10 protein-coding genes are annotated in these 12,468 nt (G+C 63.9%); 5 read left to right on the top strand and 5 right to left on the bottom strand.

Going from position 1 to position 12,468, the window contains the following annotated elements; all coding sequences use genetic code 11:
• Positions 1 to 94: 94 nt before the first annotated feature.
• A complete protein-coding gene (locus MJ8_RS21555) occupies positions 95 to 1,273 on the bottom strand; it encodes a lytic murein transglycosylase (RefSeq protein ID WP_201410754.1) in 1,179 nt (392 codons plus the stop codon).
• Between the two features lie 184 nt (positions 1,274 to 1,457).
• Positions 1,458 to 2,249, bottom strand: a complete 792-nt coding sequence (locus tag MJ8_RS21550) for a GH25 family lysozyme (RefSeq protein ID WP_201410753.1) — start codon at positions 2,247 to 2,249, stop codon at positions 1,458 to 1,460.
• Positions 2,250 to 2,540: 291 nt separating this feature from the next.
• Between MJ8_RS21550 and MJ8_RS21545 the strand changes: the two genes are divergently transcribed.
• Entirely contained in the window at positions 2,541 to 3,926 is a 1,386-nt protein-coding gene (locus MJ8_RS21545) for a serine hydrolase domain-containing protein (protein WP_201410752.1), read from the top strand.
• A 6-nt stretch (positions 3,927 to 3,932) separates the two neighbouring features.
• On the opposite strand, the gene MJ8_RS21540 is transcribed toward MJ8_RS21545, so the two are convergent.
• Genes MJ8_RS21540 through MJ8_RS21530 form a run of 3 tightly spaced genes read right to left on the bottom strand, consistent with a single transcriptional unit; the run spans position 3,933 to position 9,570 of the window.
• Positions 3,933 to 4,598, bottom strand: a complete 666-nt coding sequence (locus MJ8_RS21540) for a class I SAM-dependent methyltransferase (RefSeq protein ID WP_201410751.1) — start codon at positions 4,596 to 4,598, stop codon at positions 3,933 to 3,935.
• Positions 4,595 to 5,893: a DUF3419 family protein gene (locus MJ8_RS21535; RefSeq protein WP_201410750.1), complete on the bottom strand. Its 1,299-nt coding sequence runs from the start codon at positions 5,891 to 5,893 to the stop codon at positions 4,595 to 4,597. The genes MJ8_RS21540 and MJ8_RS21535 overlap by 4 nt, the downstream gene beginning before the upstream one ends.
• Before the next feature lie 44 nt (positions 5,894 to 5,937).
• A complete protein-coding gene (locus tag MJ8_RS21530; RefSeq protein ID WP_201410749.1) occupies positions 5,938 to 9,570 on the bottom strand; it encodes a hydantoinase B/oxoprolinase family protein in 3,633 nt (1,210 codons plus the stop codon).
• A gap of 175 nt (positions 9,571 to 9,745) precedes the next feature.
• Between MJ8_RS21530 and MJ8_RS21525 the strand changes: the two genes are divergently transcribed.
• The 4 genes from MJ8_RS21525 (at position 9,746) to MJ8_RS21510 (ending at position 12,457) form a co-directional block, all read left to right on the top strand.
• The gene (locus MJ8_RS21525) at positions 9,746 to 9,952 is read left to right on the top strand and encodes a hypothetical protein (protein ID WP_201410748.1); all 207 of its coding nucleotides are present in this window, start codon (positions 9,746 to 9,748) and stop codon (positions 9,950 to 9,952) included.
• Positions 9,953 to 10,080: 128 nt separating this feature from the next.
• Positions 10,081 to 10,800, top strand: a complete 720-nt coding sequence (locus MJ8_RS21520) for a J domain-containing protein (RefSeq protein ID WP_201410747.1) — start codon at positions 10,081 to 10,083, stop codon at positions 10,798 to 10,800.
• Complete coding sequence (locus MJ8_RS21515; RefSeq protein WP_201410746.1) at positions 10,797 to 11,573, top strand: N-acetylmuramoyl-L-alanine amidase; 777 nt, start codon at positions 10,797 to 10,799, stop codon at positions 11,571 to 11,573. The genes MJ8_RS21520 and MJ8_RS21515 overlap by 4 nt, the downstream gene beginning before the upstream one ends.
• Before the next feature lie 176 nt (positions 11,574 to 11,749).
• Complete coding sequence (locus tag MJ8_RS21510; RefSeq protein WP_201410745.1) at positions 11,750 to 12,457, top strand: lytic transglycosylase domain-containing protein; 708 nt, start codon at positions 11,750 to 11,752, stop codon at positions 12,455 to 12,457.
• Positions 12,458 to 12,468 lie beyond the last annotated feature (11 nt).

Genomic DNA, 12,468 nt, shown 5'->3' with positions numbered 1-12,468 from the left:
GAAAGCCGACGTTTCACTCCGCTGGAACACCCCTCATCCGTCTCGGCGCTGCGCGCCGATCCACCTTCTCCCACAAGGGGAGAAGGAGAGGGTGCTACAATTTCGCCAACAACTCCGGCGTCGGCCAGCCATCGACCGGCAACCCAAGCCGCGTCTGCTCCTTGCGGACCGCTTCGCGCGTGTTGGTGCCGAGGATGCCGTCGACAGTGCCGACATCATAGCCCCTGGCCTCGAGCTTGGTCTGCAGTGCTTTCATCTGTTCGCCGTTGAGGCCGGGCTCAGGCGTGCGCGGATCGAATTGCGGCGCGCCGGCAAGGCGCGTGGCAAGCACGGCAGCCGTCAGCGCGTAGGTGAAGGACTGGTTCCATTCCAGATAGACGTCGAAATTGTCGTAGGTCAGGAAGGCCGGACCCTTGCGGCCCATAGGCAGCGCCAGGCCGGCCTTGAGCCCATTGTCGACGAGCGGCGTGCCGTCCGGGTTGGTCACGCCCCACTGAGCCCATTGCGACAGAGGCAGCTTGTTGGTGCGTCCGGTTTGGTCCCACGGCATCTCGTTGGGGACGCGCACTTCCTGGACCCAAGGCTGGTCGCGCTTCCAGCCGCGCGACATGATCTTGTTGGCGGTCGTCATGATGACATCCGGCACGCTGTTCCTGAGGTCCACCTTGCCGTCGCCGTCGCCATCGACGCCCTTGGCAAGATAGTCGGTCGGCAGGATCTGCGTCTGGCCGATCTCGCCGGCCCAGGCGCCCTTGACGTCGGCCGGCAGCACACCGCGGTCGATCAAGGTGAGCAGCGGCACCAATTGCTGCCGGAAGAGTTGAGGGCGGCGGCAGTCATGCGAGAGTGTCACCAGCGCATTCAGCGTGTGGAAATCGCCCTGCACGGCGCCGAAATCGGTCTCCAGGGCCCAGAAGGCGGCGATGATGGCCGGCTGGACGCCGAACTCATTGTCGGCGCGGGTAAAGACGTCGGCGTACTTCTTCAGATTGGCCGCGCCCTGCTTCAGGCGGTAGGCCGAGATCATGCGGTTGGCGAATTCGGTGAAGGTCTGAGTGAAGACGCCCTGGGCGCGGTCGCGCGCCAACGCGCGCCCATCGATGGTGGCGTCCTCCAGCGCGTCGAGGCCGACGGCGCCGACGCCGGCCGCCTTGGCTTCGGCCGCGACGCCCTGCTTCCAGGCCTCGAAATCGCCGCCGCATTCCTGTGCCGCGACGGGCAGCGCCGACGCGCCGACGAAGAGCGCCGCCAGGATTTCAACGCGCAATCGCATCGCTTTCCTTTCGAGACCGGCGCATGACCCCATCGTGATCCCGGATCGGGACCGGACAGGCGCATGCGAGGATTTCAAAGTTCGGGAGCCGCGCCATGCACTCGCGCGAAAGCGCCGCTCCGGATTACCAGCGGTTGCATATTTCGCCGCCCGCCGTGTCGAAAAGCAGGCGAGGGATCGGTTGTCAACGGGTGTTCTGCCGCAGCCACTTCTTCCAGGCGGCTTCCGAGCCGTTGAAAACGTTGATGTCCGACTTGCCGGTCATGCCGGGCACGATGCCGGTTCCGGTATACTGCCAGAAGGTGAAAGGGTGGCTGCCGTATTTCTCTCGCGGGTGGCCGGCGACCGAGCGCAGCCAGTATGGATAGCCGCGGAAACTCGCCAGTTGGTTGTCGTCGAAGAAGTCCAGCGAGGTGTAGATGATCGGCTTCTTGCCGTAATGGCGCTCGACCATTTGCAGGAAGATGCTCATTTCACTGCGCACCGTGGCCGGATCGGGGCGCAGCCGGCAGGTCGGCGATTTCGGGTTCCATTCCATGTCGAGCACCGGCGGCATCGCCGAGGGGTCGTTGGGGACGTTGGCGATGAACCAGCGCGCCTGGGCTTCCGCCGGCGTGCAGAAATAGAAGAAATGATAGGCCGCGCGCGGAATTCCGGCTGCCTTCGTGCGCGACCAGTGCTCGTTGAAATAGTCGTCGAAGCGGTCGCCGCCTTCCGTCGCCTTGATGAAGGCGAAGGAGATACCGCTGGCTCTCGCTGTCGGCCAGTCGACCGAGGTCTGGTATTTGGAAACATCCGTGCCGTGTATGGCGTAGGTCCATGGCGCGCCGCTGTCCCATTCATGCGGCTTGGAGTCCTCGAATTTGGGCGCGCGCACGGCAACCGTCTGCGAGGACGGCGACAGCGGAGAGAGATCGTCGACGGTCGAGCAGGCGCAAAGCAGCGTCAGCATCAGAATGGCCGCGAGACGGCGCATGGCGTTCCCCAGGCCGGGTTCAGCCGGCCGCTGATGGGTCCTTCACTGATGGCGGTCGCTTGCGCGGTCCCCCTCCGGACGATCGCCCCACAGGATCGCCCAGTTCTCATTTGTCTGTCCGTGTCATTGTCCCAAAACCGCTGCGCAGTTTTGGGCGACATGGAGCAGTTGATCGCCGAACATGGTTGATAATCCATTGACGGCGTTCGACGACGCCAATGATTTTGCGGAAGCAATGGCGGCAAATCGATGACATAAATCGAGCCGGCGAATCCAGAAGGCGGGGGAAACATGCGGGCTGTCGTGAAGTTCATCAAGTGGCTGCTTGGCCTTGTGATCCTGGCGGTGGCGGCGCTCTTCGCCTGGCTCTATCTCGCCCCGCCGGAACTGATCCGCGTCGGCTCCGGCTATTCGGCCAAGATCGTCTGCTCGAATGTCTTCATTGCCGGCCGCGACCCGAACCAGGTGCTGGCGGTCGACGTGCAGGCGCCCGGTCATCCGCTGCTCAGGCTGATGAAAGTGTCGGTCGACAGGGAAAGGAGGATGGTTTCGGCAGGCCTGCTCTGGGTGCTGGGCAAGAGCGTTGCCGTGGAGCGCTTCGGGGTCGGCTGCGCATCGGTTCCCGACGGCGATACCGGCAAAGCGAGGCAGACCTCGCTGCGCGCGGTGCCGCCTGCCGCAGCGCAACCCGATACGCTGTGGCCCGATGGCGAGCGGGTGGATGCCTCGCAGAACCCGGAAGTCGCCAAGATCGTCGACGATGCCGCCATGGCCGGCATCGGCATGCGCGCCATCGTGGTGGTGAAGAACGGCCGCATTGTCGCGGAGCGCTACGGCGACGGTTTTTCGGCCAAGACGCCGCTGCTCGGCTGGTCGATGACCAAGACGGTGAATGCGGCGATCGTCGGCACCTTGGTCAAGGACGGCAAGCTCGCGCTCGACAACAAGGGCCTTTTCGCGCCGTGGAAGGCCGACGGCCGCGCCGCCATCAGCCTTGCCGACATGATGGCGATGTCGAGCGGGCTGGCGTTCAACGAGGATTATGGCGACGTCGCCGACGTGACGCGCATGCTCTATCTCGAGCCGGACATGGCCCGTTTCGCTGAGGCCCAACCGCTGACCGGCGAGGTCGGAAAGGTGTTTTCCTATTCGAGCGGCACGGCGGTGATGCTGTCGCGGCTGTGGCAGGACGCGATCGGCGACAAGGCGAAGGCGCTGGCCTGGCCGCGCACGGCGCTGTTCGAGCCGCTCGGCATGCATAGCGCAGTGCTCGAAACCGACGAGCAGGGCACCTTTGTCGGCTCGTCCTATCTCTATGCCACGGCGCATGATTGGGCGCGCTTCGGCCAGTTCCTGCTGCAGGGCGGCGTCTGGAACGGCAACCAGATCCTGCCAGCCGGTTTCGTCGACTGGATGCGCGAACCGGCGCCGACTTCAAAAGTCTATGGCAAGGGCCAGGTCTGGATCGAAGGTCCGGGCGATGAGGAAAAACCCGGCGCGGGTGCTGCCGCCGGCTTGCCGAAGGACACCTATTGGATGGAAGGCCATGACGGCCAGACGGTGGCGATCGTCCCCTCGGAGCAGTTGGTGGTGGTGCGGCTTGGGCTGACGCCTGCCAAGCTCGGCTATCGTCCACAGGCGATGGTAGGGGCGCTGGTGAAGGCGCTGCACCAATAGCGTTTGCTATTTGGAAGATCCGATCACCGCCAGCCAGGCATAGCCGCGATAAAGCGTTCTGAAACGGAAGGTTGCGCCGGTGCGTTGCGATTCCGATTCAAGCACGTCGCGCAGCGACGCTCGCGGCGTGACGTGGAATTTCCGCAGCCAGCCGCGCAAGAGCGCGCGGAACCAGTTTGGCAAGCCTTCCTGCTGGCCGAAATCGACGACATGCAGCGAGCCGCCGGGGGCGAGCGCGGCAAGGGCGGCAGATACGGTCTTTTCCCACCCCGGTATCATCGACAGCGAATAGGAGACGAAGACGCGGTCGAAGCGTTCGATGCCGAAGAGAGCCTTGGCGTCGAAATCGGTGGCGTCGCCACGCGCCAGGCTGACTTTGCTGGACAGACCCTCGCGGGCGATGGTCGCGCTCGCCGTCTCCAGCATCTCGGAAGAGATGTCCAAACCGAAGAAGCGGGCGTCGGGATAGCGGCGGGCGGCAAGCGCGATGTTGCGGCCGGTGCCGCAGCCGAGCTCCAGAACGGTGCCGCCTGGCGGCACGTCCAGCCCTTCGATCAGCCGGTCGCGGCCGAGCAGGTAGTATTTGCGGGTCAGGTCATAGACATGGCGCTGCCAGCGGTAGACGCCGTCCATCAGCTCGGCATGGCTGGCCGGCAGATCCGTGGCGCTCATGCGGCGCGCTTCACATAGAGGTGGAAGCCGCCATAGATCGCCGAGCGGTCCTTTGCCGAGAATTCGCGCGAGGCGTCGGCCTCGTAGCTCCACTGGTCGAGCAGGGAACTGGAGACGCGGCCGGGCAGCAGGCTGGGCTCCGCCGCTGTGCGGAAGATGACGCGGGCGCCCGCCGAAGCGGTGCGGGTGATCTCGGTCCACAGCGCGTTGAGCAGGTCGTCGGTCATCCAGTCCTGTGCATCGAGCAGGACGAAACGGTCAACGCTGCCCGCCTCCTTGGCGGCCAGGAACTTGATCAGGTTGGCGTGATGGATGGCAACGCGATCGATGTTGTCGCGGATCGTCTTGTAATTGCGCTGTTCCAGATAGGCGGGCAGCGCCGCCTCGCCGGGCTGCGGATAGCGGCGGGCAAAGGCCTGCCAGGCAAAATAGTTGTTCTTCAACGGGAAATCGCAGGCGAGCTTTTCCAGCCGTGCCTTCAAGACGCTCGCCATGGAGCCGTCGCCGGAGGTGATCAGCGAATCGTACTGCGCCGGGGGGATGCCGAGGCCGAACAGCGAAGCCTTGCGCGAGGTTGCCCAGCGCAGCAGCTTCTTGTCGAAGATGGGCGCCAGTTCCTCGTTGAAGAAGCGGCGCTGCTCGCCGATGTTCTCAGCCTCCATGATGCCGGCCGGATCGACCCCGAACAGTTTTGCGACCCGATGGCCCATGGCGATGAAGAGGCCGAGCAGGCCGGTCTGGTAGAAGTTGCGGTCGAACACCGAGATGCGTCGGCGGCCGCGCCAGTTGCGGCGCTCCCAGTAATGACGGCTCACCGGATCGAGATGCGGCGCGATGAAGCGGTCATAGGCATCGGAATTGTGGCTGGTGCCGGCGGCGCCGAAGAAGCGGAACAGGTCGCCCTGCGAAGGCAGGTGCCGCACCGCTTCCAGCTTCATGCGGTTCAGTGCGATATGGGCGGCGTTGAGATCGACGGCATCGATCCGGGCCGGCGAGCGGGTCAGGTAAGCCAGAATGTTGCAGCCGCCCGAAGCGATCGTGACGACCCGGTGACCGGCGCCGAGCTGCATGGCCTCCATGTCGACATCGGGGTCTTCCCAGATCTGCGGATAGACCAGACCGGAGAACAGGAAGGCAAAGAGCCGCTCGGAAATGCCGTCCTTCGATAGTGCGCGGTTCTGGTAGACGGCCTTTCCGACTTCCTTGCCGCGACGATAAACGAGTTCTCCGGATACGTCCGACATGGAAAGGTGATTCCCCGTTTGCGTTGGCGCAAGCGGGTAGCGCAGCGTCATGACAGGCAGGTGACAGCCTGTTGACGGCAGGTTGTCACGAATTCTTACGGTTTTCCGAATGCTCCGGGTGTCGGCGTGGTGACGATGACGGCCTCGCCGGCCTCGAGCGTGGTCTGGTCGCAGGCCTTCAACACGTCGACCGTGCCGTCATTACGTCTGACCTTGGTCGAGCCGGCCTCGCCGTCGCCGCCGCCCTCGAGGCCTTGAGGCGGCCGGTTACGGTGCGAGGACAGGATCGCGCATTCCATCTGTTCGAGGAAGCGGATAGTGCGCCTTGTGCCGTCGCCAGCGTTCCATTTGCCCTTGCCGCCAGAGCCTTCGCGGATGTGGAAGTCTTCCAGCACGACGGGGAAACGCAGTTCCAGCACCTCCGGATCGGTGAGGCGCGAGTTGGTCATATGGGTGTGCACGCCGGATGTGCCGGCGAAGCCGCGGCCTGAATTCATCCGGCCGGCCGGCGAGCCGGAGCAGATCGTTTCGTAATACTGGTATTTCCTGTTGCCGAAGGTGAGATTGTTCATCGTGCCTTGCGCGTTGGCGATCGCGCCCATCGCGCCGAACAGGGCGTTGGTGACGTGCTGCGAGGTCTCGACATTGCCGGCGACGACGGCGGCGGGGTAGGCGGGCTTCAGCATCGAGCCGTCGGGGATGACGATGTTGATCGGCCTGAGGCACCCTGCGTTCATCGGGATCATGTCCTCGACCATGACGCGGAAGGCATAGAGCACCGCGGCGCGGGCCACCGGTTCCGGCGCGTTGAAATTGTTCTTCATGACAGGCGAGGTGCCGGTGAAATCGACGGTCGCCTCGCGCTTTTGCCGGTCGACGGTGATCTTCACCTTGATCACCTGGCCGGTGTCGGTCGGGTATTCATATGCTGCGCTGTCGGGAAGCCGTTCTATCACGCGGCGCACGCTCTCGGCGGCATTGTCCTGCACATGGCCCATATAGGCTTCGACGACGTCGAGGCCGAAATGCGCGACCATCTTGCGCAGCTCCGCCACGCCTTTTTCGTTGGCGGCGATCTGCGCCTTCAGGTCGGCGATGTTCTGGACGGGATTGCGCGCTGGGTAGGGATGGTCGGTCAGCAGCGTCTCCAGTTCCTTCTCGCGGAAGCGGCCGCGATCGACGATGCGGAAATTGTCGAACAGCACACCTTCCTCATCTACCGTCGTGGCCAAAGGTGTCATCGAGCCGGGCGCGGTGCCGCCGACATCGGCGTGGTGGCCGCGCGAGGCCGCCCAGAACAGGATTTCCTTGCGCGCATCGTCGAAGACGGGCGTCACCACGGTGATGTCGGGCAGATGCGTGCCGCCATTATAGGGCGCATTGAGCGCGAACACGTCGCCCGGATGGATGTCGCCGGAATTCAGGCGGATGATGGTTTCGACGGAACGGTCCATCGAGCCCAGATGCACCGGCATGTGCGGCGCGTTGGCGACCAATGCGCCATGGCGGTCGAACACGGCGCAGGAGAAGTCGAGCCGTTCCTTGATGTTGACCGAATAGGCAGTGTTCTGCAGCGTCACGCCCATCTGTTCGGCTATGGACATGAAGAGATTGTTGAAGACCTCCAGCATCACCGGATCGGCTTCGGTGCCGAGTGCCGCGGCACGCGCTTTCCGTTCCGTGCGGCGGATCACGACGTGGTCGAGACTGGTGATTTCTGCGCGCCAGCCAGGCTCGACGACGATGGTCTGGTTCGGCTCGATGATCAGCGCGGGTCCGGCGACCGTGTCGGAGGGCCGCAAGTTCTCGCGGCGGTAGACGCCGGCCTCGTGCCAGCGGCCCTCGGTATAAATCTGCCGGCTTTCCGAAGGCTTTGGCTCGGCTCCTGCCAGTGCGGCAGGGGCGGCGATTTCAGCCTTGTCCTGTCGCGCGGCTTCCATGCCTTCGACGGCAACGGTCTCGACGACGATCGGCTTGTCGTCATAAATGAATCCGAACTGCGCCTTGTGCGCGGCCTCGAAGTCGCTCCTGGCGCGGAAGATCGAGCCATGCTCGAAATTCACCGGCAACGCCGTGTCGGTGCCGTCGTAGCGGATGTGGAGCACGGGCCTCGTCGAAACCGCGTCCTCGGCAATGCCTTGCTCGCCGAGCTCGGCGATGACGTCCGTGCGCAAGGCCGCGATGAGAGTCTCGATCGCCGCTCTGGCTTCCTCGGCGAGCGGCTGCAGCAGACCCTGTTGGCGCGAGGCGAAGACCGACGAGAGGCCGATGCCATAAGCCGAAAGCAGCCCTGAGAAAGGATGGATGAGCACGGCCTCCATGCCGAGCGCATCGGCGACCAGGCAGGCGTGCTGACCGCCGGCGCCACCAAAGCAATTGAGGAGATATTCGGTGACATCGTAGCCGCGCTGCACCGAGATCTTCTTGATGGCGTTGGCCATGTTCTCGACGGCGATGGTGACAAAGCCTTCGGCTACCGCCTCGGGCGTCCGGCCATCGCCGATTTCGGCGGCAAGTGCGGCGAATTTTTCGCGGACCGTGCCAATGTCGAGCGGCTGGTCCTGGCTCGCGCCGAAAATCGCCGGGAAGAAATCGGGCTGCAATTTGCCCAGCATGACATTGGCGTCGGTGACGGCGAGCGGGCCGCCACGCCTGTACGCCGCCGGGCCGGGATTGGCGCCGGCGGAATCCGGTCCGACGCGGAAGCGGCCCGCCTCGTAATGCAGGATCGAGCCTCCGCCGGCGGCGACCGTGTGGATGCGCATCATCGGCGCGCGGATGCGCACGCCGGCGACCTCGGTGTCGAAGGCGCGCTCATATTCGCCGTCATAATGGGCGACGTCGGTCGAGGTGCCGCCCATATCGAAGCCGATGACCTTGTCGAAGCCGGCGAGCTTCGCCGTTTCGACCATGCCGACGACGCCGCCCGCCGGTCCCGAAAGCAGCGCGTCTTTGCCCTGGAACATGTCGGCGGCGGTAAGGCCGCCCGACGACATCATGAACATCAGACGCGGGCCGGCGCCCAGTTCGCCGGCCACACGCTGCACATAACGCGACAGGATCGGCGACAGATAAGCGTCCACCACGGTGGTGTCGCCGCGGCCGACCAGCTTGATCAGCGGCGAGACCTCGTGGGAGACCGAGATCTGGCTGAAGCCGATCTTGCGGCAGACTTTTGCCACGGCTCTTTCGTGGTCCGGGTATTTCCAGGCATGCATGAAGACGATGGCGACCGCGTCGATGCCGTCGGCCCTGGCCTTTTCGATCGCCGGGCGGCAGGCCGCGATGTCGAGCAGGCGCTCGACGCAGCCGTCGGCACGTACGCGCTCGTCGATCTCGATGACGCGCTCGTAGAGCTGTTCCGGCAGGATGATCTCCTTGGCGAAGATGTCCGGCCTTGCCTGATAGGCGATGCGCAATGCGTCGCGAAAACCTTTGGTGATCAGCAGCAGCACACGGTCGCCCTTGCGCTCGAGCAACGCATTGGTGGCAACTGTCGTGCCCATTTTGACTTCGCCGATCGCGTCGGCGGAAATGGCAGCGCCTGCTTTCAGGCCCAACAGGTCGCGAATGCCCTGGATGGCGGCGTCCGCATAAGCCTCGGGATTTTCCGACAGGAGTTTTCGAGGGTACAGGCGGCCCTGCGGATCACGGCCGATGATGTCGGTGAACGTGCCGCCGCGGTCGATCCAGAAGTCCCATTTCTTGGTCCCTGCGGCTGCCGGCATTCTGCTTACTCACCATCTCGAAAGCTTATGTTCTGTTAGTTCGGGTTTTGGGCGCCAGCAATCGCAAGTTGATGTTACACATGGAAATGCATCGTTACGAAACCGGCGAGCCGCTAAATGCATTTTCCCTGCGACCGCTCACCGAAATGTGAGCGTCTGCTGAAGGAGAGATACCATGAAGAAGCTCATTCTGGCGTCGGTTTCGGCGCTCGCCCTGCTGGGGGTCGCGGCTTGCAGCGATAATGGTACCGACAAGACCACAACCCAGAGCACCAATCCGCCGGCCAACGAGCAGCCGATGAAGCCGGCTTCGCCCGACGCTTCGAAGCCCGCTACACCGGCTCCGGCAACAAATCCGGCTCCTGCCGCGCCTGCGCAGTAAGGGGTCGACCGACAATCTCGAAGAAGGCCGGCATTGCCGGCCTTCTTGCGTTATTCCCATGTGATGCCGGCTCCCTGCGGCATTGTCCCGGCTTGATAGAACCGCCCGGTTCGCTCTATGAAGCCGGCATGTCGATTTGGGACCGCCTTGGCGACTTCATCGCTCGTGTTTCGTCGTCGGCGTCCTCGGGTGTCGCGGATGTCGTCGAGGCCGTGCGCACCGTGTTTTCCGGCGATCCGGACCTGCGCCGGCGCGTTGCCTTCTCGGTGGCGATGATCGCGCTTTCGGCCAAGATGGCCAAGGCCGACGGCATCGTCACGCAGGACGAGGTGCGCGCCTTCCAGGAAATCTTCGAGGTGCCGCCGAGCGAGACGCGCAATGTGGCGCGGCTTTACGATATCGCCAAGCAGGACGTTGCCGGCTTCGAGACCTATGCCCAGCGCATGGCGCAGCTCTGCGGGTCCGGCCATGCCAATTGCATGATGCTGGAAGACATACTCGACGGCCTGTTTCACATCGCCAAGGCGGACGGACTCATCCATGAGCGGGAAGGGCAGTTCCTGCACCGGATCGCCGAGATCTTTCGGATCGACGAAGTGCATTACGAGGCGATCCTGTCCAGGCACGTCAATCTCGGCGCCGCCGACCCTTACGTCGTTCTGGGCATCGAGCGCGGCAAGCCGTTCGAGGAAATCAGGAAACGCTATCGCAAGCTGATCTCCGACAATCACCCGGACAGGTTGATCGCGCGCGGACTGCCGCAGGAATTCATCAAGATCGCCACCACCAGGGTCGCGGCGATCAATGCCGCCTATGAGATGATCGAGCGGGGCCTCAGGCACGTATGAGCGGCTTTTTGCCCGACCAGCCAGGCGCCGAGGTCCGGGTCTCGCCGAATTTCGGTCCGCGCCGAGAGACGCATCGGCCCGATATGATCGTGCTGCATTATACCGGAATGGCAAGCGGCGCCGGCGCCGAGGCGTGGCTGTGCGATCCAGCGAGCGAAGTCTCCTCGCACTATCTTGTCCACGAGGATGGCCGCATCGTGCAGATGGTGCGCGAGAGCGACCGCGCCTGGCACGCCGGCAAGAGCTCCTGGCTCGGCCGCACCGACATCAACTCCTGTTCGGTTGGCATCGAGATCGTCAATCCCGGGCATTCGCTGGGCTACAAGGCTTTTCGGAGGCGGCAGATCGATGCCGTGATCGGCTTGTGCGCAGGTATCGTGGGCCGTTACTCGATCCCCGCGGCTAGGGTGCTCGCGCATTCGGACGTGGCCCCGGGTCGCAAGATCGATCCTGGCGAGAAATTTCCCTGGAAGGCCCTGTTCGCGGCCGGTATCGGCCATCTCGTGCCGGCGGCGCCGATAAGGCCCGGCGCCGCGCTGAAGGCCGGCGACACCGGCGCCGACGTCGAGGCGCTGCAGTCTATGCTGGCGCTCTATGGCTATGGCGTCGAGATATCGGGTGTCTACGACCGACAGACGGAGATCGTGGTGGCGGCGTTCCAGCGGCATTTCAGGCGGCGGCTGGTGGATGGCGTGGCGGACAAATCGACGATCCGCACACTTGAAAGGCTCGTGGCTTCCGTAGAGGCAGCTTCAGCCAAACAGTCGCGATAAGTTCCTTAAATTACAATCTGTCATTTAAAGTGAATTGCGCCGCCTTCATTGCCGCCAATTCCGCCTCCAAATGCCTCTCCCGCAAGTTGTCGGGCGTCTATCCCCCAAGATGCCCCGGCGTTGAATTGACCTAACTGCGCGAAGTTCTTCGCGCGGCCCTAACAGAACAGGACTACATGCAAAGATTGACCGTTGTAGCGGCAGCCGTTGCTGCCGGAGTGATGACTCTTGCCTTCAATCCAGCGAACAGTGCCCCTCTGAGCTTGCGGGCTGACAATGGCTTCGCCGCCGCGCCCGCGGCACCGAAGGCAAGCCCGGCAGCCGAGGGTTCCACGATCAAGGGAACCGCTCCGACCAAGGTGGAGAAGGTTGCCGCAGCCAAGGCGGCGAAAAGAACGGCAAGGCGCAATACGAAGCACAACAGGCAGACTATCGACCTGACCGCGACAGCCTCCATCCGCCCTGAGAAGCCGGCGTTGTCGTCGCCAGCGACGGGGGACGGCCAGTATTCGACGATCATTGCCCGCTATGCCGCGAGCTATGGCGTGCCGGTGTCGCTGGCCAGGGCCGTCATCAAGATCGAAAGCAACTACAGGCCGAACATGGTCGGCAACGCCGGCGAGATCGGCCTGATGCAGATCAAGCCGGCCACGGCGCGCATGATGGGCTACACCGGTTCGGCCAAGGGGTTGTTCGATCCCGACACCAACATCAAATACGGCATGAAGTATCTCGCCATGGCGCAAGGTCTCGGCGGCGGCACCACCTGCGGCACGATCCTCAAGTACAATGCGGGTCATGGCGCGACGCGGATGAATCCGGTTTCGGCCGCCTATTGCAGCAAGGTCAAGGTGCAGATGGCGGCGCTCGGTTCGCCGGCCTGAGCCCGTCCGTG

The organism is Mesorhizobium sp. J8 (genome assembly GCF_016591715.1).
Classification (GTDB): Bacteria; Pseudomonadota; Alphaproteobacteria; order Rhizobiales; family Rhizobiaceae; genus Mesorhizobium.
This window is presented reverse-complemented; position numbering and strand designations above follow the sequence as displayed.